The sequence below is a fragment of the Streptomyces viridochromogenes genome, from assembly GCF_001270495.1.
GTDB lineage: Bacteria > Actinomycetota > Actinomycetes > Streptomycetales > Streptomycetaceae > Streptomyces > Streptomyces viridochromogenes_A.
Map to the genome: position 1 here is coordinate 120,323 of NZ_LGUR01000253.1, position 26,860 is coordinate 147,182.

The 26,860-nt window shown below is 69.3% G+C and carries 22 protein-coding genes and 1 riboswitch; of the genes, 16 read left to right on the top strand and 6 right to left on the bottom strand.

Annotation, left to right across the window (positions count from 1 at the left end):
* The first annotated feature begins 219 nt into the window (after positions 1–219).
* The 15 genes from ADK36_RS41160 (at position 220) to recQ (ending at position 18,562) form a co-directional block, all read left to right on the top strand.
* The gene (locus tag ADK36_RS41160; RefSeq protein WP_003974383.1) at positions 220–579 is read left to right on the top strand and encodes an NADH-quinone oxidoreductase subunit A; all 360 of its coding nucleotides are present in this window, start codon (positions 220–222) and stop codon (positions 577–579) included.
* A gap of 15 nt (positions 580–594) precedes the next feature.
* Entirely contained in the window at positions 595–1,149 is a 555-nt protein-coding gene (locus ADK36_RS41165) for a NuoB/complex I 20 kDa subunit family protein (RefSeq protein WP_007383964.1), read from the top strand.
* A complete protein-coding gene (locus tag ADK36_RS41170) occupies positions 1,146–1,907 on the top strand; it encodes an NADH-quinone oxidoreductase subunit C (protein ID WP_053201251.1) in 762 nt (253 codons plus the stop codon). Before ADK36_RS41165 ends, ADK36_RS41170 begins: the two co-directional genes overlap by 4 nt.
* Positions 1,904–3,226: an NADH-quinone oxidoreductase subunit D gene (locus ADK36_RS41175; RefSeq protein WP_048583030.1), complete on the top strand. Its 1,323-nt coding sequence runs from the start codon at positions 1,904–1,906 to the stop codon at positions 3,224–3,226. Before ADK36_RS41170 ends, ADK36_RS41175 begins: the two co-directional genes overlap by 4 nt.
* Positions 3,223–4,095 carry an NADH-quinone oxidoreductase subunit NuoE gene (gene nuoE, locus ADK36_RS41180; protein ID WP_048583031.1) on the top strand — a complete coding sequence of 291 codons (873 nt, stop codon included), beginning with the start codon at positions 3,223–3,225 and terminating at the stop codon, positions 4,093–4,095. The genes ADK36_RS41175 and nuoE overlap by 4 nt, the downstream gene beginning before the upstream one ends.
* Entirely contained in the window at positions 4,095–5,444 is a 1,350-nt protein-coding gene (gene nuoF, locus ADK36_RS41185; protein ID WP_030046275.1) for an NADH-quinone oxidoreductase subunit NuoF, read from the top strand. The genes nuoE and nuoF overlap by 1 nt, the downstream gene beginning before the upstream one ends.
* Positions 5,441–7,945: an NADH-quinone oxidoreductase subunit G gene (locus tag ADK36_RS41190; protein WP_053201253.1), complete on the top strand. Its 2,505-nt coding sequence runs from the start codon at positions 5,441–5,443 to the stop codon at positions 7,943–7,945. Before nuoF ends, ADK36_RS41190 begins: the two co-directional genes overlap by 4 nt.
* Positions 7,942–9,306, top strand: coding sequence for an NADH-quinone oxidoreductase subunit NuoH (gene nuoH / locus ADK36_RS41195; RefSeq protein ID WP_053201255.1), 1,365 nt, complete (start codon positions 7,942–7,944; stop codon positions 9,304–9,306). The genes ADK36_RS41190 and nuoH overlap by 4 nt, the downstream gene beginning before the upstream one ends.
* Positions 9,299–9,940, top strand: a complete 642-nt coding sequence (nuoI, locus tag ADK36_RS41200) for an NADH-quinone oxidoreductase subunit NuoI (RefSeq protein ID WP_030046280.1) — start codon at positions 9,299–9,301, stop codon at positions 9,938–9,940. The genes nuoH and nuoI overlap by 8 nt, the downstream gene beginning before the upstream one ends.
* Positions 9,937–10,779, top strand: a complete 843-nt coding sequence (locus ADK36_RS41205) for an NADH-quinone oxidoreductase subunit J (RefSeq protein WP_048583035.1) — start codon at positions 9,937–9,939, stop codon at positions 10,777–10,779. The genes nuoI and ADK36_RS41205 overlap by 4 nt, the downstream gene beginning before the upstream one ends.
* Positions 10,776–11,075 carry an NADH-quinone oxidoreductase subunit NuoK gene (gene nuoK, locus ADK36_RS41210; RefSeq protein WP_003998919.1) on the top strand — a complete coding sequence of 100 codons (300 nt, stop codon included), beginning with the start codon at positions 10,776–10,778 and terminating at the stop codon, positions 11,073–11,075. Before ADK36_RS41205 ends, nuoK begins: the two co-directional genes overlap by 4 nt.
* Positions 11,076–11,090: 15 nt before the next feature.
* Entirely contained in the window at positions 11,091–13,055 is a 1,965-nt protein-coding gene (gene nuoL, locus ADK36_RS41215; protein WP_053201257.1) for an NADH-quinone oxidoreductase subunit L, read from the top strand.
* A gap of 5 nt (positions 13,056–13,060) precedes the next feature.
* Positions 13,061–14,632, top strand: a complete 1,572-nt coding sequence (locus ADK36_RS41220; protein ID WP_053201259.1) for an NADH-quinone oxidoreductase subunit M — start codon at positions 13,061–13,063, stop codon at positions 14,630–14,632.
* The gene (gene nuoN, locus ADK36_RS41225) at positions 14,629–16,278 is read left to right on the top strand and encodes an NADH-quinone oxidoreductase subunit NuoN (RefSeq protein WP_053201261.1); all 1,650 of its coding nucleotides are present in this window, start codon (positions 14,629–14,631) and stop codon (positions 16,276–16,278) included. The genes ADK36_RS41220 and nuoN overlap by 4 nt, the downstream gene beginning before the upstream one ends.
* Before the next feature lie 265 nt (positions 16,279–16,543).
* Positions 16,544–18,562 carry a DNA helicase RecQ gene (gene recQ, locus ADK36_RS41230; RefSeq protein ID WP_048583084.1) on the top strand — a complete coding sequence of 673 codons (2,019 nt, stop codon included), beginning with the start codon at positions 16,544–16,546 and terminating at the stop codon, positions 18,560–18,562.
* Positions 18,563–18,605: 43 nt separating this feature from the next.
* Here the strand turns inward: recQ and ADK36_RS41235 are convergent, their stop codons facing one another.
* The 4 genes from ADK36_RS41235 to fahA all read right to left on the bottom strand — a co-directional run bounded on the left by ADK36_RS41235 (position 18,606) and on the right by fahA (position 22,373).
* Entirely contained in the window at positions 18,606–19,544 is a 939-nt protein-coding gene (locus tag ADK36_RS41235; RefSeq protein ID WP_048583039.1) for a M56 family metallopeptidase, read from the bottom strand.
* A 334-nt stretch (positions 19,545–19,878) separates the two neighbouring features.
* On the bottom strand, positions 19,879–20,256 hold the full coding sequence (locus tag ADK36_RS41240) for a GntR family transcriptional regulator (protein ID WP_048583085.1): 378 nt from the start codon (positions 20,254–20,256) through the stop codon (positions 19,879–19,881).
* Complete coding sequence (locus ADK36_RS41245; protein WP_053201263.1) at positions 20,253–21,050, bottom strand: hypothetical protein; 798 nt, start codon at positions 21,048–21,050, stop codon at positions 20,253–20,255. The genes ADK36_RS41240 and ADK36_RS41245 overlap by 4 nt, the downstream gene beginning before the upstream one ends.
* Before the next feature lie 99 nt (positions 21,051–21,149).
* On the bottom strand, positions 21,150–22,373 hold the full coding sequence (gene fahA, locus ADK36_RS41250) for a fumarylacetoacetase (protein ID WP_048583041.1): 1,224 nt from the start codon (positions 22,371–22,373) through the stop codon (positions 21,150–21,152).
* Positions 22,374–22,696: 323 nt separating this feature from the next.
* Between fahA and ADK36_RS41255 the strand changes: the two genes are divergently transcribed.
* Positions 22,697–23,527 carry a Cof-type HAD-IIB family hydrolase gene (locus tag ADK36_RS41255; RefSeq protein ID WP_048583042.1) on the top strand — a complete coding sequence of 277 codons (831 nt, stop codon included), beginning with the start codon at positions 22,697–22,699 and terminating at the stop codon, positions 23,525–23,527.
* Between the two features lie 33 nt (positions 23,528–23,560).
* Here the strand turns inward: ADK36_RS41255 and ADK36_RS41260 are convergent, their stop codons facing one another.
* Entirely contained in the window at positions 23,561–24,334 is a 774-nt protein-coding gene (locus ADK36_RS41260; RefSeq protein WP_053201265.1) for a transglycosylase SLT domain-containing protein, read from the bottom strand.
* 5 nt (positions 24,335–24,339) lie between these two features.
* Positions 24,340–24,522: riboswitch (cyclic di-AMP (ydaO/yuaA leader) on the bottom strand.
* A 272-nt stretch (positions 24,523–24,794) separates the two neighbouring features.
* Positions 24,795–26,846, bottom strand: coding sequence for a CocE/NonD family hydrolase (locus tag ADK36_RS41265; RefSeq protein WP_053201268.1), 2,052 nt, complete (start codon positions 26,844–26,846; stop codon positions 24,795–24,797).
* Positions 26,847–26,860: the final 14 nt, after the last annotated feature.

The window sequence follows — 26,860 nt, forward strand, 5'->3', positions numbered from 1 at the left end:
TGATCCTTCGTCAGGTGGTGGAGATCACAAAGCTTGTGCAATACCCCGTGTCGCAGATCACAGAGCGGCGGGCATAAGATGCGAGGCAGTTGGGCTTGTGACCTGCTTCACATGTTCTCGATCTTCGCCGGGACGAGCGGGGCTCGTGGAACCGGTGAGGCGGTTGTGGGTCCAGTGCAACCGCCAGCAGTCAGTGCCGACTGAGAGGAGCGAGGAGCGGTGAACGCGTATGCGCCCATCCTCGTACTGGGAGCCCTCGGGGCAGGCTTTGCGATCTTCTCCGTGGTCATGGCCACGCTGATCGGTCCGAAGCGGTACAACCGGGCCAAGCTCGAGGCCTATGAGTGCGGTATCGAGCCGACCCCCACGCCGGCCGGCGGCGGGCGCTTCCCGATCAAGTACTACCTGACGGCGATGCTCTTCATCATCTTCGATATCGAGATCGTCTTCCTCTACCCCTGGGCCGTCACCTTCGACGCCCTGGGGATCTTCGGGCTCGTGGAGATGCTGCTCTTCGTGCTCACCGTCTTCGTCGCGTACGCGTACGTATGGCGGCGCGGCGGCCTGGAATGGGACTGAGGGGCCTTTAACGACATGGGACTCGAAGAAAAGCTGCCGAGCGGATTCCTGCTGACCACCGTCGAGCAGGCCGCGGGCTGGGTACGCAAAGCGTCCGTCTTCCCGGCCACCTTCGGCCTCGCGTGCTGTGCCATCGAGATGATGACCACCGGCGCGGGCCGTTACGACCTGGCGCGCTTCGGCATGGAGGTCTTCCGCGGCTCGCCGCGCCAGGCCGACCTGATGATCGTCGCCGGCCGGGTCAGCCAGAAGATGGCGCCGGTGCTCCGGCAGGTCTACGACCAGATGCCGAACCCCAAGTGGGTGATCTCCATGGGGGTCTGCGCCTCCTCGGGCGGCATGTTCAACAACTACGCGATCGTGCAGGGCGTCGACCACATCGTCCCGGTCGACATCTATCTCCCCGGCTGCCCGCCACGGCCGGAGATGCTGATGGACGCCATTCTCAAGCTCCACCAGAAGATCCAGTCCTCCAAGCTCGGCGTGAACGCCGAAGAGGCGGCCCGCGAGGCGGAGGAAGCGGCGCTCAAGGCCCTGCCCACGATCGAGATGAAGGGGCTGCTGCGGTGAGCGACGCGAACGGTACCAACGGGGCGAACGGGTCCAACGGGGTCAACCCCGAGAAGGACCTCTCCGCCTCCAACCTCCCCGGCCAGCGCGGCCAGGGCGGCGAGGAGATCCGCGTCCAGCGCGGCATGTTCGGCGCCAACAACGGCGGTGACACCTCCGGCTACGGCGGCCTGGTCCGCTCCGTCCGGCTCCCGGGGCCGGCGAGCCGCCCCTACGGGGGTTGGTTCGACGAGGTCGCCGACGAACTCGAGGGTGCGCTGGAGGAACAGGGACTCCTCCCCGACAACGCGATCGAGAAGACGGTCGTCGACCGCGGCGAACTCACCTTCCACATCGAACGCGAGCACCTGGTCCGCGTCGCCCGCACCCTGCGCGACGACCCGGCCCTGCGCTTCGAGCTGTGCACCGGCGTCAGCGGCGTCCACTACCTCAGCGACAAGGGCCGTGAGCTGCACGCCATCTACCACCTGCGCTCGATCACCCACAACCGGCTGATCCGCCTCGAAGTCAGCGCCCCCGACAGCGACCCGCACATTCCGTCGCTCGTCTCCGTGTATCCGACGAACGACTGGCACGAGCGCGAGACGTACGACTTCTTCGGCATCGTCTTCGACGGTCACCCCGCCCTGACGCGGATCATGATGCCGGACGACTGGCAGGGCCACCCGCAGCGCAAGGACTACCCCCTCGGCGGCATCCCCGTCGAGTACAAGGGCGCCCAGATCCCTGCTCCGGACCAGCGGAGGTCGTACTCGTGAGCACGCAGTCAGCATCTGCCCGTGAGACCACCGAGGGCACCGTATACACGGTCACCGGTGGCGACTGGGACGAGGTCGTCCAGGCCGCGGCCCGCGCCGACGACGAGCGCATCGTCCTCAACATGGGCCCGCAGCACCCCTCCACCCACGGAGTGCTCCGCCTGATCCTGGAGATCGACGGAGAGACGGTCACCGAGGCCCGCTGCGGCATCGGCTATCTCCACACCGGCATCGAGAAGAACCTCGAGTACCGGACCTGGACGCAGGGCACCACGTTCGTGACGCGCATGGATTACCTGACGTCCTTCTTCAACGAGACCGCCTACTGTCTCGCCGTCGAGAAGCTCCTCGGCATCGAGGAGCAGATCACCGAGCGCGCCAAGATCATCCGGGTGCTTCTGATGGAGCTGAACCGGCTCTCCTCCCACCTGGTGTGCATCGCCACCGGCGGCATGGAGCTCGGCGCCACCACGATCATGATCTACGGATTCCGTGATCGTGAAATGATTCTCGACATCTACGAGCTCATCACGGGCCTGCGGATGAACCACGCGTACATCCGCCCCGGCGGACTCGCCCAGGACCTGCCGCCCGGCGCGGTGGACCACATCCGCGAGTTCGTGAAGAAGATGAAGAAGAACCTCCCGGAGTACGACAAGCTCGCCACCGGGAACCCCATCTTCAAGGCCCGTATGCAGGACATCGGCTATCTCGACCTGGCCGGCTGCATGGCCCTCGGCGCCACTGGCCCGATCCTGCGCTCCACCGGCCTGCCGCACGACCTGCGCAAGGCACAGCCGTACTGCGACTACGAGACGTACGACTTCGAGATCCCGACCGCCGACACCTGCGACTCCTACGGGCGCTTCCTGATCCGCCTGGAAGAGATGCGCCAGTCGCTCGGGATCGTCGAGCAGTGCCTGGACCGGCTCCAGCCCGGACCGGTCATGGTCGCCGACAAGAAGATCGCCTGGCCCGCCCAGCTCGCCCTGGGACCGGACGGGCTCGGCAACTCCCTCGACCACATCAAGAAGATCATGGGCACCTCCATGGAGGCCCTGATCCACCACTTCAAGCTGGTCACCGAGGGCTTCCGCGTCCCGCCGGGACAGGCGTACGCGGCCGTCGAGTCGCCCAAGGGCGAGCTCGGGGTGCATGCCGTCTCCGACGGCGGCACCCGCCCCTTCCGGGTCCACTTCCGCGACCCGTCCTTCACCAACCTGCAGGCCATGGCGGCGATGTGCGAGGGCGGCCAGGTCGCCGACGTCATCGTCGCCGTCGCGTCCATCGACCCCGTGATGGGAGGCGTCGACCGGTGACCACCTCTTCTTCCGAGCGGGGCGTCAGCCTGGGCATGCCCGAACTGCCCGCGCCCGCGTACCCGGACGACGTTCGGGAACGGCTCGAACGCGACGCGCGCGAGGTCATCGCCCGCTACCCGGACTCCCGGTCCGCCCTCCTGCCGTTGCTGCACCTCGTGCAGTCGGAGGAGGGGCATGTCACGCGCACCGGGATGCGGTTCTGCGCGGACGTGCTCGGCCTGACCACGGCCGAGGTCACCGCGGTCGCCACCTTCTACACGATGTACCGCCGCAAGCCCTCCGGGGACTACCAGGTGGGAGTCTGCACCAACACCCTCTGTGCGGTGATGGGCGGAGACGCGATCTTCGAGGAGCTCCAGGAACACCTGGGCGTCGGCAACGGCGAGACCACCGGCGACGGCAAGGTCACCCTGGAGCACATCGAGTGCAACGCGGCCTGCGACTTCGCGCCGGTGGTGATGGTCAACTGGGAGTTCTTCGACAACCAGACCCCGGCGAGCGCCAAGCGCCTCGTCGACGACCTGCGCGCCGGGCGGGACGTCGAACCGACGCGCGGTGCCCGGCTGTGCACCTTCAAGGAGACCGCGCGGATCCTGGCCGGCTTCCCCGACGAGCGGCCCGGGGCCGTCGAGGCGAGCGGCGGTGCGGGACCGGCGTCGCTGGTGGGCCTCCGCCTGGCCAGGGGAGAGTCCGCACCCGCGCGCGTGGTCCATCCGCGGGACGGCGGCCCGCACGACGAGCCGCAGGGCAAGGCAGTGCACCAACCGTCGCCGGCTGAACACCTCAGCTCGCACGACGCGCCGCAGGAATCGTCCGCGTCCGACCCAGCCCACCCGGCAGGGCCTGTCGCCGAGGAGGGGGAGTGATGACATTGGCACCAGAGCTGAAGGAAAACAGCCCCGAGAAGCTGCTCGCACCCGTGCTGTCGGCCTTCTGGGACGAGGACAGGTCCTGGACGCTGGACGTCTACCGAAGGCACGAGGGGTACGAGGGACTGCGCAAGGCGCTCGCCATGTCGCCGGACGACCTGATCGCGTACGTCAAGGACTCCGGTCTGCGCGGGCGCGGCGGCGCGGGATTCCCGACGGGAATGAAATGGCAGTTCATTCCCCAGGGCGATGGAAAACCGCACTATCTAGTTGTCAACGCCGACGAATCGGAGCCCGGAACCTGCAAGGACATTCCGCTCCTCTTCGCGAACCCGCATAGCCTCATCGAGGGCATTGTCATCGCGTGTTATGCCATCAGGTCTTCGCATGCCTTCATCTATCTGCGTGGTGAAGTCGTCCCCGTATTGCGGCGGTTGCACGAGGCCGTGCGCGAGGCCTACGCGGCGGGCTACCTCGGCGAGAACATCCTGGGCAGCGGACTCGACCTCGAACTCACCGTGCACGCCGGCGCCGGCGCGTACATCTGTGGTGAGGAGACCGCACTGCTCGACTCGCTCGAAGGCCGCCGTGGTCAACCGCGGCTCCGTCCCCCCTTCCCTGCGGTGGCAGGTCTCTATGCCTGCCCAACTGTTGTGAACAACGTCGAGTCGATCGCGTCGGTTCCCGCGATTCTGCACCGGGGCAAAGAATGGTTCCGGTCGATGGGAAGCGAGAAGTCCCCGGGCTTCACGCTCTACTCGCTCAGCGGCCATGTCGCCAATCCCGGCCAGTTCGAGGCCCCGCTCGGCATCACACTCCGCCAGCTCCTGGAGATGAGCGGCGGCATGCGCCCCGGCCATCGCCTCAAGTTCTGGACCCCGGGCGGCTCCTCGACACCGATGTTCACCGACGAGCACCTCGACGTCCCTCTCGACTACGAAGGAGTGGGCGCCGCCGGTTCCATGCTCGGCACCAAAGCGCTCCAGTGCTTCGACGAGACGACCTGCGTCGTGCGCGCCGTCACCCGCTGGACCGAGTTCTACGCCCACGAGTCCTGCGGCAAGTGCACGCCCTGCCGCGAAGGCACGTACTGGCTCGTGCAGTTGCTGCGCGACATCGAGGCGGGCAAGGGCGTCATGTCCGACCTCGACAAGCTCAACGACATCGCCGACAACATCAACGGCAAGTCCTTCTGCGCCCTCGGCGACGGTGCCGCCTCGCCGATCTTCTCCTCGCTCAAGTACTTCCGCGAGGAGTACGAGCAGCACATCACGGGCCGCGGCTGCCCCTTCGACCCGGCCAAGTCGACGGCCTGGGCCGACCACCGCACGGAGGTGAACGCATGACTGTGACCACCAGCGCTCCCTCCGGAGGGGGAGAGGCTGCGGTCCCGCCGGAAGATCTCGTCTCGCTGACGATCGACGGCGTCGAGATCAGCGTGCCCAAGGGCACCCTGGTCATCCGGGCCGCCGAGCAACTCGGCATCGAGATCCCCCGCTTCTGCGACCACCCCCTCCTCGACCCGGCCGGCGCCTGCCGCCAGTGCATCGTCGAGGTCGAGGGACAGCGCAAGCCGATGGCGTCCTGCACCATCACGTGCACGGACGGCATGGTCGTGAAGACGCACCTCACCTCGCCGGTCGCCGAGAAGGCCCAGAAGGGTGTGATGGAGCTCCTGCTCATCAACCACCCGCTGGACTGCCCGGTCTGCGACAAGGGCGGCGAGTGCCCGTTGCAGAACCAGGCGATGTCGCACGGGCACTCCGAGTCCCGCTTCGAGGGACGGAAGCGGACGTACGAGAAGCCCGTACCGATCTCCACGCAGGTGCTGCTCGACCGCGAGCGGTGCGTGCTGTGCGCCCGCTGCACCCGCTTCTCCAACCAGGTCGCGGGCGACCCGATGATCGAGCTGGTCGAGCGCGGCGCGCTCCAGCAGGTGGGCACCGGTGAGGGCGACCCCTTCGAGTCGTACTTCTCCGGGAACACCATCCAGATCTGCCCGGTCGGCGCGCTGACCTCGGCGGCGTACCGGTTCCGCTCCCGCCCCTTCGACCTCGTCTCCTCGTCCTCGGTCTGCGAGCACTGCTCCGGAGGGTGCGCGACGCGCACGGACCACCGGCGCGGCAAGGTCATGCGGCGCATGGCGGCCAACGACCCCGAGGTCAACGAGGAGTGGATCTGCGACAAGGGGCGGTTCGGCTTCCGGTACGCGCAGCAGCGCGACCGGCTTCAGACGCCTCTGGTGCGCAACGCCGAGGGTGACCTCGAACCGGCCTCCTGGCCGGAAGCGCTGCAGATCGCTGCCCAGGGGCTGCTCGCCTCGCGCGGCCGGACCGGTGTGCTGACCGGTGGCCGGCTCACCATCGAGGACGCCTACGCGTACAGCAAGTTCGCGCGCGTGGCGCTCGACACCAACGACATCGACTTCCGCGCACGCGTGCACAGCGGCGAGGAGGCCGACTTCCTCGCCGCGCGGGTCGCCGGTCACGGTCGCGACCTCGACGGTACGGGCGTCACGTACGCCTTCCTGGAGAAGGCACCGGCCGTACTGCTGGCCGGGTTCGAGGCCGAGGAGGAGGCACCCGGGATCTTCCTGCGGCTGCGCAAGGCCTGGCGCAAGCACGGCCAGAAGGTCTTCTCTCTGGCCACGCACTCCACGCGCGGCCTGGAGAAGGCCGGCGGCACCCTGCTGCCCGCCGCTCCCGGCACCGAGACCGAGTGGCTGGACGCGCTCGCGAGCGGCGTCGGCCTGGACGGGGCCGGGGCGAAGGCGTCCGAGGCGCTGCGGACAGAGGGTGCCGTGATCGTCGTCGGCGAACGGCTGGCCGCTGTGGTGGGCGGGCTCACCGCCGCCGTACGGGCCGCGTCCGCGACCGGCGCCCAGCTGGTGTGGGTCCCGCGCCGGGCGGGGGAGCGCGGTGCCGTCGAGGCCGGTGCGCTGCCGTCGCTGCTGCCGGGCGGACGTCCCGCGACCAACCCACGCGCGCGTGATGAGGTCGCCACCGTCTGGGGCCTGGCCGAACTACCGCACCGCTACGGCCGCGACACCGGCCAGATCGTGGAGGCCGCCGCGACCGGCGAACTCCAGGCGCTGCTGGTCGCGGGCGTCGAGGTCGCCGACCTGCCCGACCCGGCACGCGCGCGTGAGGCGCTCGCCGAGGTCGGCTTCGTGGTGTCGCTGGAGCTGCGGCCCGGCGAGGTGACCGAGCTCGCCGACGTCGTCCTGCCCGTCGCCGCCGTCGCCGAGAAGGCCGGCACCTTCCTCAACTGGGAGGGCCGGGTGCGTTTCTTCGAGGCCGCGCTCAAGCCCGACCAGATGACCCGCCGTCTCGCCCCGACCGACGCGCGCGTGCTCCAGATGCTGGCCGACGCCATGGACGTACACCTGGGCCTGCCGGATCTGCGCACCACGCGCGCGGAGATCGACCGGCTCGGCTCCTGGGACGGGCCGCGGGCCACCGACCCCGTGGAGATCGCAGCCCAGTTGCCACGGCCGGCAGCTGGTGAGGCCGTCCTCGCCGGGCACCGGCTGCTGCTGGACGAGGGCCTCCTCCAGCAGGGTGACGAGGCGCTCGCCGGTACCCGGCATGCCGCCCACGCGCGCGTGTCGGCCGCCACGGCCGCCGAGGCCGGCGTGAAGAACGGCGATCTCCTTGCCGTGAGCGGCCCCGCCGGAGTCGTCGAACTTCCGCTGCAGATCACGGAGATGCCCGACCGGGTGGTGTGGCTCCCGCTGAACTCCGTGGGCCGCGGCGTCGCCTCCGACACCGGGGCGCGGCCCGGCTCACTCGTCCGCATCGGCCCGGCGACCCTCGCGTCCGAGGCCCCCGAGGAGGTGGAGGCATGAGCGCTTTCCTCGCCGCTGAAGACCTCTCGATGTTCGGCCGCGACCCCTGGTGGCTGGTCGTCATCAAGGCGGTGTTCTGCTTCGCCTTCCTGATGGTGACCGTGCTGTTCTCCATCGTCTGGGAGCGCAAGGTCGTCGCCTGGATGCAGTTGCGCATCGGCCCCAACCGGCACGGCCCCTGGGGCATGCTCCAGTCGCTCGCCGACGGCATCAAGCTGATGCTGAAGGAAGACGTCATCGTCAAACGCGCGGACAAGGTCGTCTACGTCCTCGCGCCGATCGTCGCGGCCATCCCGGCCTTCATGGCGATCGCGGTGATCCCCTTCGGCCCGGCCGGCAACGAGATCTCGATCTTCGGCCAGCGGACCACGATGCAGCTCACCGACCTGCCGATCGCGATGCTCTACATCCTCGCGGTCGCCTCGGTCGGCATCTACGGCATCGTCCTCGCGGGTTGGAGCTCCGGCTCCACCTACCCGCTGCTCGGTGGCCTCCGCTCCTGCGCGCAGATGATCTCGTACGAGATCGCCATGGGTGCCGCGTTCGCCTCGGTGTTCCTCTACTCCGGGTCGATGTCGACGTCCGCGATCGTCGAGGCGCAGCAGGACCGCTGGTACATCGTCCTGTTGCCGGTCTCGTTCCTGATCTACATCGTGACGATGGTCGGCGAGACCAACCGCGCCCCGTTCGACATGCCGGAGTCCGAGGGCGACCTGGTCGGCGGCTTCAACACCGAGTACTCGTCGATCAAGTTCGCGATGTTCATGCTCGCAGAGTACGTGAACATGGTGACGGTCTCGGCCGTGTCCGTGACGCTCTTCCTGGGCGGCTGGCGGGCCCCGTATCCGGTCAGCGCCTTCTGGGAGGGCGCGAACCACGGCTGGTGGCCGCTGCTCTGGTTCGTGATCAAGGTCCAGCTGTTGCTGTTCTTCTTCATCTGGCTGCGCGGCACGCTGCCCCGCGTCCGCTACGACCAGCTGATGAAGCTCGGCTGGAAGGTCCTCATCCCGGTCTCCGTCGTCTGGCTGATGCTCGTCGCGACCGTGCGAACCCTCCGGAACGAGAACTACGACTTCGCCGACATCGCCCTCTACGTCGGCGGCGGCGTCCTCGCGCTGCTCCTTCTCTCCTTCGTCGCGGACCTGTTCCGCGAGCGGACGAAGGAGGGCGCGCAACACGGCGGGGAATCCGCCGGCTTCGACGCGATGGCGGGCGGATTCCCCGTACCGCCACTGCCCGGACAGGAGCTTCCGCCGGTGCCTCGGCGCCGCCCGCGCCATGAGCGGGAGCTGATTGTCAGTGGTGGGCCCGATACTCAGAGTGACGGATCTCTGGATGGAAAGGAGGCGTCCGATGGCTGAGGAGCCCAAGGAGACCAAGCCCGGTTTCCAGAACCCCGTGGCCGGCTTCGGCGTGACCTTCAAGGCCATGTTCAAGAAGCGGCTGACCGAGCAGTACCCGGAGCAGCAGAAGACCACCGCTCCGCGCTTCCACGGACGGCATCAGCTCAACCGCCATCCGGACGGCCTGGAGAAGTGCGTCGGCTGTGAGCTGTGCGCCTGGGCCTGCCCCGCCGACGCCATCTATGTGGAGGGCGCCGACAACACCGACGAGGAGCGCTACTCGCCGGGCGAGCGGTACGGCCGCGTGTACCAGATCAACTACGCCCGTTGCATCTTGTGCGGCCTGTGCATCGAGGCGTGCCCCACGCGCGCGCTCACGATGACCAACGAGTTCGAGCTCGCCGACTCCAGCCGTGCCAACCTCATCTACACCAAGGAGCAGCTGCTCGCCGGTCTCGAGGACGGCATGGTCGACAGCCCTCACGCCATCTACCCCGGGACGGACGAGCAGGACTACTACCGGGGCCTGGTGACGGAGGCCGCGCCGGGCACGACCCAGCAGGTCGCGCTCTCCAAGGGCGAGGTCCCGCAGGAGGCCGCCACGACCTTCGGCGAGGACGAACCGGCGTCCGAGAAGGTGATCGGCCGATGACCGGGCAGCTCGCCGCCTACTCCACCTCCACCGGAGAGGCCTTCCAGTTCTGGATCCTCGGCACCGTCGCCGTGATCGGCGCCCTGTGCACCGTCTTCATGAAGAAGGCCGTGCACAGCGCGCTCTGTCTCGCCGGGACCATGATCATCCTGGCGGTCTTCTATCTCGCCAACGGCGCCTACTTCCTGGGCATCGTGCAGATCGTCGTCTACACCGGCGCGATCATGATGCTGTTCCTGTTCGTGGTGATGCTCGTCGGCGTCACGGCCGCGGACTCCCTGAAGGAGACCATCAAGGGCCAGCGCTGGCTGGCGCTTCTCTGCGGGCTCGGCTTCGGCATCCTGCTGGTCGCAGGCATCGGCAACGCCTCCCTGACGGAGTTCAACGGCCTCGCCCAGGCGAACGCGAACGGCAATGTGGAGGGCCTCGCGGCGCTCATCTTCACCAAGTACGTCTTCGCTTTCGAGATCACCGGCGCCCTGCTGATCACGGCCGCCATCGGCGCCATGGTGCTCACGCACCGCGAACGCACCGAGCGCGCCAAGACCCAGCGCGAGCTGTCGGAAGAGCGCGTCCGCGAAGGCAAGCACGTCCCGCCGCTGCCGGCCCCCGGCGTGTACGCCCGGCACAACGCGGTCGACATCGCGGGTCTGCTGCCCGACGGCACCCCGTCCGACCTCACGGTCAGCAAGACGCTGCGTGAACGCGGTCAGATCCGGGACGTGTCCACCGAGGCGCTCAACGACCTGCGGGCCCTGGAGCAGCGTGCGGAGGAACGGCTGGAGCGGACAGCGATCGAGCCGTCGACCTTCAAGCGGCCCGAGGAGGCGTCCAAGTGAACCCGGTCAACTACCTCTACCTCGCGGCCCTGTTGTTCACGATCGGCGCCACCGGCGTGCTGATCAGGCGCAACGCGATCGTCGTCTTCATGTGCATCGAGCTCATGCTCAACGCCTGCAACCTCACGCTCGTCGCCTTCTCCCGGATGCACGGCAATCTCGACGGCCAGATCATCGCCTTCTTCACGATGGTCGTCGCCGCCGCGGAGGTCGTCGTCGGGCTCGCGATCATCGTGTCGCTGTTCCGTTCCCGCCACTCGGCCTCGGTCGACGACGCCAGCCTGATGAAGCTCTAAGGGGTCGGAAGAATCGTGGAGAACCTGATTGCGCTGCTGGTCGCGGCGCCATTGCTCGGAGCGGCCGTACTGCTGTGCGGTGGCCGGCGCCTCGACCGCGTCGGCCACTGGATCGGCACCGCCCTCGCCGCCGTCTCCTTCGTGTTGGGCGTCGTCCTCTTCGTCGACCTGCTCGGCAAGGACGCCGAACACCGGACCCTGACGAGCCACCTGTTCAGCTGGATCCCAGTCGAGGGCTTCCAGGCGGACATCGCGTTCCGCCTGGACCAGCTGTCGATGACGTTCGTGCTGCTGATCACCGGCGTCGGCTCGCTGATCCACCTGTACTCGGTCGGGTACATGGAGCACGACGAGCGGCGCCGCCGCTTCTTCGGCTATCTGAACCTGTTCCTCGCGGCGATGCTGCTGCTCGTTCTCGCCGACAACTACCTTCTGCTGTACGTCGGTTGGGAAGGCGTCGGTCTCGCCTCCTACCTGCTGATCGGCTTCTGGCAGCACAAGCCCAGCGCCGCCACGGCCGCGAAGAAGGCCTTCCTGGTCAACCGCGTCGGCGACATGGGCCTGTCGATCGCGATCATGATGATGTTCCTGTGGTTCGGCAGCTTCGCCTTCGGGCCGGTGCTCGGCAGCCACGAGGAGGCCGGACTGGTCGCCGACACGAGCGAGGGCAGGCTCACGGCCATCGGCCTGATGCTGCTGCTCGCCGCCTGCGGCAAGTCCGCCCAGGTGCCGCTGCAGTCCTGGCTCGGGGACGCGATGGAGGGCCCGACCCCGGTCTCGGCCCTCATCCACGCCGCGACGATGGTGACGGCGGGCGTCTACCTGATCGTCCGCTCCGGGGCCATCTTCAACGCCGCGCCCGACGCGCAGTTGGTGGTCACCATCGTCGGCGCCGTCACGCTCCTCTTCGGTGCGATCGTCGGTTGCGCGAAGGACGACATCAAGAAGGCGCTGGCCGGCTCGACCATGTCGCAGATCGGCTACATGGTCCTCGCCGCCGGTCTCGGTCCCATCGGCTACGTCTTCGCGATCATGCACCTGGTGACGCACGGCTTCTTCAAGGCCGGGCTCTTTCTCGGCGCCGGTTCGGTCATGCACGGCATGAACGACGAGGTGGACATGCGCAAGTACGGCGGTCTGCGCAAGTACATGCCGGTCACCTTCGTCACGTTCGGCCTCGGTTACCTCGCGATCATCGGCTTCCCGGGGCTGTCCGGCTTCTTCTCCAAGGACAAGATCATCGAGGCGGCGTTCGCCAAGGGCGGCACCGAGGGCTGGATCCTCGGCGGCTGCGCGCTGCTGGGCGCTGCCATCACGGCGTACTACATGACGCGCGTGATGCTGATGACGTTCTTCGGCGAGGAGCGCTGGCGTCACACGAAGACGGCGTCATCGGCCGAGCCCAGCGTGGAGCCCGCCGCCGAGACGCACGGTGAGCACGCGGAGCCGCACCCGCACGAGTCGCCCAGGGTCATGACGATCCCCATGATCGCGTTGGCCGTCGGGTCGGTGGCCGGCGGTGCGTTCTTCAGCATCGGCGACCGCTTCGTGCACTGGCTGGAGCCCATCACCGGGCACACCCACGGGAACCCGCCGATCGGCGCGGCAGCGGTCACCAGCGCCACCGTGGCGTGCATGGTCATCGGCGTCGCCATCGCCTACGGCCAGTACGGCCGTCGCCCGGTCCCCGCGGTTGCCCCGCGCGGGTCGCTGCTCACCCGCGCCGCCCGGCGCGACCTGCTCCAGGACGACTTCAACCACGTCGTCCTCGTACGCGGCGGCGAACACCTCACGCGCTCCCTGGTGTACGTCGACCACACCCTGGTCGACGGCGTCGTCAACGGCACGGCGGCCTCGGTCGGCGGCCTGTCCGGACGGATGCGCAGGCTTCAGAACGGCTTCGCGCGGTCGTACGCGGTCTCGATGTTCGGCGGTGCGGCGATCCTCATCGCCGCGACCCTGCTGATGAGGGCGGTCTGATACCGATGTCCTTTCCTCTGCTGACAGCTACGGCGGTACTCCCGGCGATCGGGGCGATCGCCACGGCCGCCGTACCGGCCGCGCAGCGCACCGCCGCCAAGTGGCTGGCGCTGCTCGTCTCGCTCGGCACACTGGCCCTCGCGATCACCGTCCTGGTCCGCTTCGACCCGGACGGCGATCGCTACCAGCTCACCGAATCCCGCGCCTGGATCGCGGACTTCGGGGTCCGCTACGAACTCGGCGTGGACGGCATCGCGGTGGCGCTGATCGCGCTGACGGCGCTGCTGATCCCGTTCATCATCCTCGCGGGCTGGCACGACGCCGACCCGCTGGAGACCGGCAGCAGCCGTTGGCGGCCGACGCAGGGCTTCTTCGCCCTGATCCTGGCCGTCGAGGCGATGGTGATCATCTCCTTCGAGGCCACCGACGTCTTCCTCTTCTACATCTTCTTCGAAGCCATGCTCATCCCGATGTACTTCCTCATCGGCGGCTTCGGGGACCGTGCCCACGAGCACGGCGAGAAGGTGGCGTCGACGCAACGGTCGTACGCGGCGGTGAAGTTCCTGCTCTACAACCTGGTCGGCGGTCTGATCATGCTGGCCGCGGTGATCGGCCTCTATGTGGTCGCCGGGAACTTCAGCCTCCAGGAGATCGCCGAGGCCCGCGCCAACGGCACGCTCGACATGGCGACGAACACCGAACGCTGGCTGTTCCTCGGCTTCTTCTTCGCCTTCGCAGTGAAGGCCCCTCTGTGGCCGCTGCACACCTGGCTGCCCAACGCCATGGGGGAGGCCACCACACCGGTCGCCGTCCTCATCACGGCTGTCGTCGACAAGGTGGGCACCTTCGCGATGCTCCGCTTCTGCCTCCAACTGTTCCCGGAGGCCAGCAAGTGGGCGACGCCCGCCATCCTCGTACTGGCGCTGATCAGCATCATCTACGGGGCACTGCTCGCGGTCGGCCAGCGGGACATGAAGCGCCTGATCGCGTACGCGTCGATCTCGCACTTCGGTTTCATCATCATGGGCATCTTCGCGATGACCAGCCAGGGCCAGTCCGGCGCGACGCTGTACATGGTCAACCACGGGATCTCGACGGCCGCGTTGATGCTGGTGGCCGGGTTCCTGATCTCGCGGCGCGGCTCGCGGCTCATCGCCGACTACGGCGGTGTGCAGAAGGTCGCTCCCGTGCTGGCCGGCACCTTCCTGATCGGCGGTCTGGCGACCCTGTCACTGCCGGGACTGGCGTCCTTCGTCAGTGAGTTCCTGGTCCTGGTCGGCACGTTCACGCGCTACCCGGTGATCGGCATCATCGCCACCTTCGGCATCGTGCTCGCCGCGCTCTACACCCTCGTCCTCTACCAGAGGACGATGACCGGGCCGGTGAAGCCGGAGGTCTCCGCGATGCCCGACCTCAGGGTGCGCGAACTCGTGGTCGTCGCCCCACTGGTCGTACTGCTGATCTTCCTGGGCGTCTACCCGAAGCCCCTCACGGACGTCGTCAACCCCGCGGTCAAGCAGACCATGTCCGACGTACAGAAGAAGGACCCCCAGCCCGAGGTGGAGGCGGCCAAGTGAGCGCAACAGCTGTCCACAGCCTGTGGACAACCGCGGCCGATCCGATCTCGAAGATCGACCCGCCGAAGATCGAGTACGGCCAACTGTCACCCACCCTGATCATCATCGGCGCGGCGATCGTCGGGGTGCTGATCGAGGCGGTCGTCCCGCGCAAGGCTCGTTACTACGCGCAGGTGTTCGTCTCCACCGTGGCGCTCGTCGCGGCCTTCGCCGCGGTCGTGGCGCTCGCGGCCGGCGGATACGCCACGACCAAGGCGGGCATCGCCGCGATGGGCGCGATCGCGGTCGACGGACCCGCCCTCTTCCTCCAGGGCACGATCCTGCTGGCGGGCCTGGTCGGCCTGTTCACCTTCGCCGAACGCCGCCTCGACCCTGTGGCACACGGCAACCGGGTCGACTCCTTCGCCGCGCAGGCCGCGTCCGTGCCGGGCAGCGACAGCGAGAAGGCCGCGGTGAAGGCCGGGTTCACCACCACCGAGGTGTTCCCGCTGCTGATGTTCGCGGTCGCGGGCATGCTGATCTTCCCGGCGGCCAACGACCTGTTGACGCTGTTCATCGCCCTGGAAGTGTTCTCGCTCCCGCTGTATCTGATGTGCGCGCTGGCCCGCCGCAAGCGGCTCATGTCGCAGGAGGCCGCGGTCAAGTACTTCCTGCTGGGTGCCTTCGCGTCCGCGTTCACGCTGTTCGGTATCGCGCTGCTGTACGGCTACGCGGGCTCCGTGTCGTACGCGGCGATCGCGCAGGTCGTCGACGGTACGGTCCCGGACGTCAGCCCGGCGCTGGCGGACACGATGGGCAACGACGCGCTGCTGCTGGTCGGCGCCGCGATGATCGTCATGGGCCTGCTGTTCAAGGTGGGCGCGGTGCCGTTCCACATGTGGACGCCTGACGTCTACCAGGGTGCGCCGACCCCGGTGACCGGGTTCATGGCGGCGGCGACGAAGGTGGCCGCCTTCGGTGCGCTGCTGCGGCTCCTGTACGTCGTGCTGCCCGGCCTGCGCTGGGACTGGCGGCCGGTCATGTGGGGCGTCGCGATCGTCACCATGCTGGGCGGTGCGATCGTCGCGATCACGCAGACCGACATCAAGCGGCTGCTGGCCTACTCGTCGATCGCGCACGCCGGGTTCATCCTCGCGGGTGTCATCGCGACCACGCCGGACGGGGTGTCGTCCGTCCTCTTCTACCTGGCCGCGTACTCGTTCGTGACGATCGGGGCGTTCGCGGTGGTGACACTGGTGCGGGACGCCGGCGGTGAGGCGACACATCTGTCCAACTGGGCGGGACTGGGCCGCCGTTCGCCGCTGGTCGCGGCCGTGTTCGCGGTGTTCCTGCTCGCCTTCGCCGGCATTCCGCTCACCTCCGGCTTCGCCGGGAAGTTCGCCGTGTTCAAGGCTGCGGCGGAGGGCGGGGCGGCCCCGCTGGTCGTGGTCGGTGTGATCTCGTCGGCGATCGCGGCGTTCTTCTACATCCGCGTCATCGTGCTGATGTTCTTCAGCGAGCCGCGGCCCGAGGGCCCGACGGTTGCCGTTCCGTCGCCGCTGACGATGACGGCGATCGCCGTCGGTGTCGCGGTCACGCTGGTGCTGGGTGTGGCGCCGCAGTACTTCCTGGATCTGGCGAGTACGGCGGGGGTGTTCGTGCGCTGACGCGGCGCCCGCTCCTGCGGCCCGCCCGTACGACGTCCGCTCGGACGACGGCTACGGCGGTCCGCTTGGACACCAGCGGCCCGGCTTCCCTCGCGGGATGCCGGGCCGCTGTGCTGTGGAGAGGCCCGACCGCTCGCCGGTCACTCAAGGTGGTCGGCCGATCACGAACGGGTGAGGCGTGAGCCTGTGGATAACTCCGGTGCTGTCGGTGGCGGCCCCTATCGTGGAGGCAGTGGTCGAGGGACGACGTACGGGGGACACGACGATGGGTGCGACGGGCGTGATCAGCGAGATGCCAAGGGTGACCGATGCGGCACAGGCGGGCGACAGTGAGGCGCTGACCGCGCTGCACCGGGTCTTCGGGTACGAGGCCTTCCGCGGCGAGCAGGGAGCCGTCATCGAGCATGTGGTGGCCGGCGGCGACGCCGTCGTACTCATGCCGACCGGCGGCGGGAAGTCGCTCTGCTACCAGATCCCGTCCCTGGTCAGGCCGGGTACCGGCATCGTCGTCTCGCCGCTCATCGCGCTGATGCAGGACCAGGTGGACGCGCTGCGGGCACTCGGTGTGCGGGCCGGGTTCGTCAACTCCACGCAGGACTTCGACGAGCGGCGCGTGGTGGAGGCGGAGTTCCTGGCGGGCGAGCTGGACCTGCTCTACCTCGCGCCGGAGCGGCTGCGGCTCGACTCGACACTGGACCTGCTGTCGCGCGGCAAGATCGCGGTGTTCGCGATCGACGAGGCGCACTGCGTGTCCCAGTGGGGCCACGACTTCCGCCCCGACTATCTGGCCCTCTCGCTGCTCGGCGAGCGCTGGCCGGACGTCCCCCGGATCGCGCTCACGGCCACGGCCACGCACGCCACGCACCAGGAGATCACCCAGCGGCTGAACATGCCGACGGCCCGGCACTTCGTGGCGAGCTTCGACCGGCCCAACATCCAGTACCGGATCGTGCCGAAGGCGGACCCGAAGAAGCAGCTGCTGAGCTTCCTGCGCGAGGAGCACGCGGGCGACGCGGGCATCGTGTACTGCCTGTCCCGCAAGTCCGTGGAGGCCACGGCCGAGTTCCTGAGCCGCAACGGCATCGAGGCGGTTCCCTACCACGCGGGCCTGGACGCGGGCACGCGCGCGGCGCACCAGTCCCGTTTCCTGCGGGAGGAGGGGTTGGTCGTGGTCGCGACCATCGCCTTCGGGATGGGCATCGACAAGCCGGACGTACGTTTCGTCGCCCACCTCGACCTGCCCAAGTCGGTCGAGGGCTACTACCAGGAGACGGGCCGTGCCGGCCGCGACGGACTCCCCTCCACTGCCTGGATGGCCTACGGCCTCAACGACGTCATACAACAGCGCAAGCTGATCCAGTCGGGCGAGGGCGACGAGGGGTTCCGGCGCCGGGCCGCCTCGCACCTGGACGCGATGCTGGCGCTGTGCGAGACGGCCCAGTGCCGGCGCGGACAGCTGCTCGCCTACTTCGGCCAGGACCCCGACGCGGCGGGCTGCGGCAACTGCGACACCTGCCTGACACCGCCGGAGACCTGGGACGGCACGATCGCGGCGCAGAAGGTGCTGTCGACGGTCGTGCGGCTGCAGCGCGAGCGCGGGCAGAAGTTCGGCGCGTTGCAGATCGTCGACATCCTGCTGGGCAAGCGCACCGGCAAGGTGATCCAGTTCGACCACGACCAGCTGTCCGTGTTCGGCATCGGCGAGGAGCTGAGCGAGGGCGAATGGCGGGGTGTCATCCGGCAGTTGCTGGCGCAGGGGCTGCTCGCGGTCGAGGGGGAGTACGGGACGCTCGTGCTGACCGAGGCCAGTGGCACGGTGCTGCGGCGGGAGCGGGACGTGCCGCTGCGGAAGGAGCCGAAGAAGCCGGTGACCTCGCGGTCGTCGTCGGGGTCGGGATCGGCGGGCTCCGGGCGCGGTGAGCGCAAGGCGAAGGCCGCGGTGGCCGAGTTGCCCGAGGAGCTGGTGCCGGCCTTCGAGGCGCTGCGGGCCTGGCGCGCCGAGCAGGCTCGGGAGCAGGGGGTTCCGGCGTATGTGATCTTCCATGACGCCACGTTGCGGGAGATCGTGACGGTGTGGCCCGCGTCTGTGCGGGAGCTCGGGAGCGTCGGTGGGGTCGGCGAGAAGAAGCTGGCCACGTACGGGGAAGGCGTGCTGGAGGTGCTGGCCTCGATGCGTGGGGACTCCGATGCCGGTGCGGTGGGCGATGCGGCACCCGTGACCGATCACGGGGCGGACGACTGGCCCGAGATGGAGCCGGAGCCTGAGCCGGACGACTGGGCCTAGCCGGGAGGAGAGCGGCCCGCCTCTCAGCCGTCCGGCACAACGGTCACGACAACGCCGTCAGCCCGGGCGCGAACGTGATCAGAAGCGGCAGCAAGGGCACCAGCGCGGCCAGCGTCGTGGTCAACGCCCGGTGGCGGCGGCCCAGGCGCGGAGGTGGCTGGAGGAGGCGGTTGACGCGTTCGCCCAGGAGGCGGTGGGTGGAGGCGCAGGAGAGGACGCCGCGGTGCTGGTTGAGCTCGATCAGGGCCAGAGCCGTCGTCAGGTGACCGCAACGACGGGACGCCGTGTCGTCGGCGGCCAGTTCGACCAGGCGGTGGGTCTGGTCGCAGAAGTGGGCGAACAGCGGGATACGGGGGAAGCCGGTGGCGAGGGCGGTCGAGAGGTGGAGGAGCCAGTCGTGGCGGGCGCGGGCGTGGCCGCGTTCGTGGGTGAGGACCGCGTCGAGCTGGTGGTCGGTGAGGCGGTGCAGGGCGCCGGTGGTGACGATCAGCTGGGCCGGGCTGCCGGGCATCCACCAGGCGTCCGGGTACTCGTCCTCCAGGACCAGGAGGGGGCCCCGCGCCGCGGGCAGGCCGGCCGGCAGGTCGGGAGCGCGTTCGAGCAGGTGGGCCCGGGCCTGGCTGCGGCGTCGGCGGGCCTCGGCGAGTTCGCGGCCCAGCATCGCGGTCGTCCAGGCGGCACCGCAGGCCAGGAGCAGGGTCAGGATGGCAGCCCAGGCCGGCGCGGACGAGAGGTCGTACGCCGCGGTCACCGCCGGCGGCGCGGGGGCGAAGAGCTGCGCGCGTACGGTGCCGAAGACGGCGGCGGTGCCCAGCGCCAGGGCCGTCAAGCAGCACAGCAGGACCGTGGCGACCAGGCACTGCCACACCCAGAGCGCGACCACGGGTTCCCGTTCGGGCCACGCGGCCCGGGTCAGCGCACGCGGAACGGGCACGGCTGCTGTCAGAGCGACGGTGCTCAACAGGAGCAGGCAGAAGGTCATGCCGGAGGCTCCGGATCCTGGTCAGGGGAGGTGCGCGGGCGGACGTGCGGGGCGGTGGGCGAGGAGCATGCCACCGCCAGCCAGTATGACGGTGACGGTCGCCGGAGTCAGCGGTGAAGAGTCGCCGAACTCGCCTCGGGACACTGTGCGTAGCCCGTCTCGGCCAGTGTCCGGCCGCCTGCCGTGCAGTGCACCGAGGCATACCCGTGCGGGCCGCGGACCCCGACACCTCCGCCTACCCTCGCAGCGCCTCCCGGACCACCACCCCCTGCCCCCGCAGGGCCTCGGAGAGGAACAGCGCCGCTGGCACCCCACGCTCCCGCGAGGCTTCCCCTTACTCCCGCAAGGCTTCCTGGACCGCCGCGACCACCTCTGTGTCCTGCGCTCCCAGTGCGCGTGCCTCCGCTGCGAACCGCCTTGCCAGTGCCGCCAGTTCGGCTCGATCCGGGCGGTGGGCGCCTTCGGGGAGCGGGGCGACGCGGGTGCCCGCGCCTCGCCGGGTGCGGATCAGGGAGGCTGCCTCCAGCTCGCGGTACGCCCGTGCCACTGTTCCCGCGGCCAGCCCCAGGTCGGCGGCCAACTGCCGTACCGTAGGCAGGCGTTCACCCTCCGAAAGGCGACCGGTGGAGATCAGCGCGGCGAGCTGGGAGCGGATCTGTTCGTACGGCGGGACCGGACTGGTCGTGTCGATGCGCAGGGCCGCCCCGCTCACCGGCGGCCGGTCCCGCTGGTGCCGGACCGTCGGCCCCGCCATACCGTGGCCCGCGGCGAGACGATCGTGAACAGGCACCACGGTGCCGTGAGCAGGGCGAGCAGTCCCAGCGGCCACACCGTCCAGTTCCCCACGACCCCCGCCGCGCCGTCGCACGTCGTGCTCATCAGCGCACCGGACACCGTCGAGGCCACGCCGAACAGGGCCGACGAGACCACCAACCCCCATGCCGCGACGATCGCCAACGCCCGGTCGCGGCGGGACTGTTCGTCGCCGGGACGGGTCGCGATGCGCCGCAGGGACCAGCCGCAGGCGGCGGTGGAGAGGGCGAGGGAAGCCAGGACGGGAAGGCCGTAGTAGAGGCCGGGCCAAGGGGTGTGCGAGTGAGTCACGCCGCCGCAAGTCACGGTGAACGCACGTCCCGCACGGCCCAGGTCGTCCCGGGACGCCACCGAGGCTGCCGTGATCAGCAACACGATCAGCGCGGCTGCGAGGCCGAGTAGCAGGACGGTCATGCGAGGCGGAACGTAGTCGCGGACCCGGCGTGGGGTGAGGCCCGCCGTACGGACGGCGCCCCGGCGCGGTGCGGTCAGCACGTCGCCGAGCAGCACTCCGGCCACCGCGCAGAGGCCGAAGGTGAGGATGGCGTAGAGGGCGCCCTCCCCGTTGTTCAGGGGCAGCAGCCAGCGGGTGGCCAGTATTCCGACGGCCAGGCCGGCCCAGCGGGCGTAGCGGTCGAGAGGTACGCGGGACGCGGGCGCCGTCGCGGATGGTGGTGAATCGAGTTCGAGCATGAGAAAGGTGGACCCCCGTGGAGATGACGTGTACGCAGACTTGTACTCACCGCTTGTATTAAGCGGTGAGTACAAGATGCGGTCTCCCGGGGTCTTGTGTCAATCGCTTGCTACAACCTGCCCGGTGACCTCGCCCAGCCCCACCCGAACCCCACCCGGCCCGGGAGCCCAGGCGGACAGGGTCACCACGTCGCCGTCCTCCAGGAACGTCCGCTTGCCGTCGGGGAGTTCGAGAGGGTCTCGGCCGTTCCACGTCAGCTCCAGCAACGAGCCGCGCTCGCGTTCCGTGGGGCCGCTCACCGTGCCCGAGCCGTACAGGTCGCCGGTGCGGAGGGAGGCGCCGTTCACGGTCATGTGGGCGAGCTGCTGGGCGGCCGTCCAGTACATGGTGGAGAAGGGGGGCTCGGAGACCACGTGGCCGTTGATGGACACCGAGATGCGCAGGTCGTAGCCGCCGGGTTCGGCTTCGGAGCCGGAGTCGTCCAGGTACGGCAGCAGGGGATGTGTCCGTTCCGGCGCGGCCACCCGCGCCTCCTCCAGCGCGTCCAGCGGGGTGATCCACGCCGACACCGACGTGGCGAAGGACTTGCCGAGGAACGGGCCGAGGGGGACGTACTCCCAGGCCTGGATGTCGCGTGCCGACCAGTCGTTGAGGAGGCACAGGCCGAAGACGTGCTCCCGGAAGTCGCCCAGCGTCACCGGCTTGCCCATCTCCGACGGCGTCCCGACCACGAAGCCGACCTCGGCCTCGATGTCCAGGCGGACCGACGGGCCGAAGACAGGGGCCGGGTCGGCGGGAGCCTTCCGTTGGCCCGACGGGCGTACGACGTCTGTGCCGGAGACGACCACCGTGCCGGAGCGGCCGTGGTAACCGATCGGTAGGTGCTTCCAGTTGGGGGTGAGGGAGTCCGCGGCGTCGGGGCGGAAGATCTGGCCGACGTTCCGGGCGTGGTTCTCGGAGGCGTAGAAGTCGACGTAGTCCGCGACCTCGAAGGGGAGGTGCAGGGTCACGGAGGACAAGGGGTGGAGCAGGTCCGCGATGGCCTTCTGGTGCGCCGGTACCGTCACCCACGCCGTCAGGGCGCGACGCACGTCCGACCAGGTGGTGGCGCCCGCGGCGAGCAGCGGGTTCAGGGAGTCCTGGGCGAGCAGCGGGGCGTACGGCGAGCCGAGCGCGTAGGCCGCCTTGCCCGCGTCGAGGACGTGGTCGCCGAGCCGGACGCCGACCCGGCGTGCGGGGTCCGAGTCGGGGAGGGAGAAGACGCCGTACGGAAGGTTGTGCGTGCCGAAGGGGTCGCCCTCGGGGAGATCGAAGGGGGGCATGGGGTGCTGCCTCACTCTCATACGCTCCGTGCCATGTGGTCGGGCCACACGTTACGGGTGAGGTGCCGGTCTTGGGCAGTGCGGAACTCGCGTCGCCGAGGTCGGCGAATCACCAGGTCGCGGTACCGGCCGGGGCCGAGGCGCCCCCGTTGCGGGATGCTGACACGGCCGACGGACCACGTGGGAGTGAAATCGCAACAAGCGGAAGGAAGTTGCGCAGGCTGAAACAGAATCCGAACCGGAACAGGTGTCAACACATGTGAACACAGCAGCCGTCCGGTTCACGTCGAGTCGATGGGGCTTCCTGTCCGTATTCTCTGATCATGGCCCCACCCATCGCATATTCACTCATCGCCACTGACCTGGACGGGACGCTGCTCCGAGGCGACGACACGCTCTCCGACCGCTCCCTCGACGCGCTCGCGCAGGTCGCGGCGGCCGGTGCGCAGCACCTCGTCGTGACAGGGCGGCCGGCGCCCAGAGTGCGGCCGCTCCTCGACGTCCTGGGCAGCCGGGGGCTCGCGGTGTGCGGACAGGGCGCGCAGTTGTACGACGCCGGCGCGGACCGTCTGCTGTGGTCCATCACCCTGGACCGGGAGTTGGCGGAGACCGCGCTCGGCAAGATCGAGGCCGAGGTCGGGGAGGTGTACGCGGCCGTCGACCAGGACGGCGTCGACGGGCTGACGCTCATCGAACCCGGGTACCTGATGCCCCACCCCACCCTGCCCGCCGTACGCGTCCAGCACCGCGACGACCTGTGGTGCGAGCCGATCAGCAAGGTGCTGCTGCGCCATCCCACCCTGTCCGACGACGAGTTGGCGGCGACGGCGCGATCGGTCGTCGGTTCCCTCGCGACGGTCACCATGTCCGGGCCCGGGACCGTCGAACTCCAACCATGCGGCATCACCAAGGCGACCGGTCTCGCGCTCGCCGCCGAGCATCTCGGCCTGGGCGCGCACGAGACCATCGCCTTCGGGGACATGCCCAACGACATCCCCATGTTCGACTGGGCCGCCCGCGGGGTGGCCATGGCCAACGCCCACCCCGAACTCAAGGCGGTCGCCGACGAGGTCACCCTCTCGAACGAGGACGACGGCATCGCCGTCGTCCTCGAGAGACTGTTCGCGGACACTCTGGCCGATTTCGTCCCGTAGGGATGAAATGGCCACGTTTGTCCCGCGGTGGGCTTAGTAGGGCCCGTTCACGTTGTCGATCGAGCCGTAACGCGCGGCCGCGTAGTTGCACGCGGCCGTGATGTTCGCGACCGGGTCGAAGGGGTCGTACACCGTCCCCGGCACGTGGTAGGCCGCGAAGGTGGGGTCGATGACCTGGAGGAGGCCCTTGGACGGGGTGCCCGCCGCGGCGTTGGAGTCCCAGTTGTTGATGGCCTGCGGGTTGCCCGACGACTCGCGCATGATGTTGCGGTGAATGCCCTCGTACGACCCGGGAATTCCGTTCTGGCCCATGATGTCCAGGGCGTTACGGATCCAGCCGTCGAGGTTGTTCGGGAACGTCTTCACCGAGGACTGGGTGGCCTGGGCGACGGCGGACTTCTTGACGGGAGCGGCCGCCTTGTCGGCCGCCTTGGTCGGCGCGTCGGCCTTCTTGGTCGCCCGGACCTGCAGGTCGACGCCCGGGTGGATCAGTCGGGGGTTGTCGCCGATGGCCTTGCGGTTGTCCTTGTAGAGCTGCTTCCAGCCGCCCTGTGCGTCGTACCGGTCCGCGATGCCGTAGAGCGAATCGCCCTTTTTCGTGGTGTACGTGATGGTCTTGGCCTTCGCCGCGGAGGGCGCGGACTGGGGCGCGGCCTGGGCGGCGGCGGGGGCCTGGGCCGGCTGGGCGGCGCTCGCGGCGGTGGCGCTCAGCAGCGGGAGTGCGAGGGCGGCCGTACCGGTGCCGGCCATGGCGACACGGCGGGTGAGCGGGTTGGTGCGGGGGCGGCGGTGCTTGCCTCGGGGCATGGCGCTGTTCCTCTCCGGCGCCTGCGAGGTGAGCTGTCGGGTTCGGGCGGGAGATGCCCGGCCGTGCTGCCGTACGGCAGCGCGACTTCACCCCTAGCCGGTCCGGTGCGCCATCAAGGCGGCCGGTCCGGCGCTTACCTGGGTCCCCCGCTCCTGCCGTACGTCTGTGAGTTCCGTGGGTGGATGACTCGGGCGGCGGCAGGATTCGGCGTCCGCCCGACTGAGCGGGAACGTATGCGAGAGCACATGCCCGGAACAAGTGCCGTGGCCACCTGTCGTGCCGGTTGACCATGGTCTGGGGTGTATGGGGCGCTTGATCCTTTGCGGTTGCCAAGCCTCAACTTGCGTGTGAAGCAAGGGAGGACGTGGGGTGCCGGCTGGAGTGGGCGGCCGGGTGTGCGTGACCCAACTCACTGGCATCCACAAGAGCGGCAAATCGGACAATGAATCCAACTCGCCTTTAACCGGCCGTCCGTGGAGTCCGTTTCTCCCATGTGCGGTGGAAAAGTACCTCTTCGCCCTCCAGGCAGACCACCTCGTTGGAGGCGACGAAGTCATGCCGGTCACAGCTGATCTCCGAGCGGGTGCGCACCGTCGTGTCCCATGCCTGCTCCGGGCGGTGCAGACGGATCGACCACTCCGAGCGGGTGCGGGCCGACAGCGGGTCCGACTCGTTGATCGTGTACGTCTCCAGCGCGTCCTCGGTGAACTCCAGACCGTCGGGGTACACGCGCGTGCCGCCGTACCGGGGGTCGACCTCCAGGCGCCACTCGCCCTTGGCCACGTCCCGCACGACCAGCCGCTCGGGGCGTGGCTCGTCCAGCGTGATGGGGGAGTTCACGCCGAGCGGTTCTGCCTGCTCCGGTTCCTCGAAGGTGATCGTTGTGCCGTCTGCTGATGCCTCCGCCGCTGATTCGTCCGGCGATGAGGTGTCCGCCGACTCGTTCAACGCACGTGCGCGTACCGGAAGTTCCAGCGAGCTTCCCGCCGGTTCCAGACCGAAGCCCGCTGCCGAGTCCGGCTGGGGCCAGATCCACGGCCAGTACGCGGAGGAGACGGCCAGGCGGATGCGGTGACCGGGCGGGAAGGCGTGGCCGATGCCGTTCAGCTCGAAGGTCACGTCCTCGGTGGCGCCCGGCTCCCACGGCACCGCGCGATCGCGGCCGTGGCGCGCCGACAGGTTCAGCACGCCCCGCGTGACCAGGGTCGAGGAACCGTCCGGCGCCACGTCGCAGAGCCGGGCGACGACCTGCCCGCGCGGCACCTCCGACGTCAGCCGCAGCCGCACCTTCGGCCGCCCCAGCACCCAGGTCTCCTCGCCCACTTCGAACTCGAAGCACCCCGAGCGCGCGTCCTCCTCCCGCTGGTCGGGCGGCAGGTCGGCGTCGTTGCCGAAGGGGAAGAAACGGCCTGCGTCGATGCCGGTGTGCATGGGGGAGCGCACCAGCACGGGGGCGCCCTGGAAGGCGTACGTCACCGTGCGCACATGGGGGGAGGGCCAGGCCGGCTCGCCGACCCAGCGGCCGGGCAGCGCGGGGTACACCGTGGCCGGGGGGTGGGAGTCGCTGACGTAGGAGCGCAGCAGGGGCTCGGACATGACGCCCGTGTCCTCGCCCTTCAGCCAGTGGTCCCACCAGCGCAGCGTCTCCTGGAGGAAGCCGATCGCCGGGCCCGGCGGCAGGCCGCGGTCGGGGTACTGGTGCGACCAGGGGCCGATCAGCCCGCGGACGCGGTCGGCGGGCAGGTGCTCGACGAGGCGCAGGACCGTGTCGCGGTACGGGTCGTGCCAGCCGCCCACCGCCAGGACGGCGGCGTCGATCGCGCCGTAGTCCTCGCAGACGCTGCCGTGGCGCCAGTAGTCGTCACGGGTCTGATGGCCTAGCCAGGTGTGCAGGAACGGTTCGACGGACTCCAGCCGCTTGAGCCACATGTCCCGCCAGGCGTCGCCGACATACAGCGGATCCGGCGGGCGGGCGACGAAGGCGAGCATGGTCGACGCCCAGGCGTGCATATCCACGGCGAGGACGGAACCTCCCATGTAGTGCACGTCGTTGTCATAGCGATCGTCCGTCGAGCAGACCGTGACGATCGCCTTGAGCGGCTCGGGCGCGAGGGCCGCGATCTGGAGGGAGTTGAAGCCGCCCCAGGAGATGCCGAACATACCGACTTTGCCGTTGCACCAGGGCTGGGCCGCCAGCCAGTTGACCACCTCGACCCCGTCGGCCAGTTCCGTCGCCGAGTACTCGTCCGTGGGCATGCCCTCGCTGTTGCCGTGCCCGCGGATGTCCACGCGCACGGAGGCGTAGCCGTGGCCGGCGTACCAGGGGTGGCGTTGGTGGTCGCGGGGGGCCGTCCAGTCGGTGAGGCGGTACGGCAGGTATTCGAGGAGCGCCGGTACGGGCTCGTCCGTCAGGGGGCGCCACGCGCGCGCGTACAGCAGGGTCCCGTCCGGGAGCGGGATACGGAGGTCGTGGTGGGTCGTCTCGTAGGGGAAGGACGTACGGATGCGCATGGGCGGGATCCCCG

What these genes read in the sequence shown, in the direction of transcription:
- recQ (WP_048583084.1), top strand. Translation starts at nt 16,544, where the DNA reads ATGGGTGCGACGGGCGTGATCAGCGAGATGCCAAGGGTGACCGATGCG.
- fahA (WP_048583041.1), bottom strand. Translation starts at nt 22,373, where the DNA reads ATGCCCCCCTTCGATCTCCCCGAGGGCGACCCCTTCGGCACGCACAAC.
- ADK36_RS41220 (WP_053201259.1), top strand. Translation starts at nt 13,061, where the DNA reads ATGTCCTTTCCTCTGCTGACAGCTACGGCGGTACTCCCGGCGATCGGG.
- ADK36_RS41190 (WP_053201253.1), top strand. Translation starts at nt 5,441, where the DNA reads ATGACTGTGACCACCAGCGCTCCCTCCGGAGGGGGAGAGGCTGCGGTC.
- ADK36_RS41205 (WP_048583035.1), top strand. Translation starts at nt 9,937, where the DNA reads ATGACCGGGCAGCTCGCCGCCTACTCCACCTCCACCGGAGAGGCCTTC.
- ADK36_RS41245 (WP_053201263.1), bottom strand. Translation starts at nt 21,050, where the DNA reads ATGCTCGAACTCGATTCACCACCATCCGCGACGGCGCCCGCGTCCCGC.
- ADK36_RS41265 (WP_053201268.1), bottom strand. Translation starts at nt 26,846, where the DNA reads ATGCGCATCCGTACGTCCTTCCCCTACGAGACGACCCACCACGACCTC.
- ADK36_RS41255 (WP_048583042.1), top strand. Translation starts at nt 22,697, where the DNA reads ATGGCCCCACCCATCGCATATTCACTCATCGCCACTGACCTGGACGGG.
- ADK36_RS41260 (WP_053201265.1), bottom strand. Translation starts at nt 24,334, where the DNA reads ATGCCCCGAGGCAAGCACCGCCGCCCCCGCACCAACCCGCTCACCCGC.
- nuoI (WP_030046280.1), top strand. Translation starts at nt 9,299, where the DNA reads ATGGCTGAGGAGCCCAAGGAGACCAAGCCCGGTTTCCAGAACCCCGTG.
- ADK36_RS41235 (WP_048583039.1), bottom strand. Translation starts at nt 19,544, where the DNA reads ATGACCTTCTGCCTGCTCCTGTTGAGCACCGTCGCTCTGACAGCAGCC.
- nuoH (WP_053201255.1), top strand. Translation starts at nt 7,942, where the DNA reads ATGAGCGCTTTCCTCGCCGCTGAAGACCTCTCGATGTTCGGCCGCGAC.
- ADK36_RS41165 (WP_007383964.1), top strand. Translation starts at nt 595, where the DNA reads ATGGGACTCGAAGAAAAGCTGCCGAGCGGATTCCTGCTGACCACCGTC.
- nuoF (WP_030046275.1), top strand. Translation starts at nt 4,095, where the DNA reads ATGACATTGGCACCAGAGCTGAAGGAAAACAGCCCCGAGAAGCTGCTC.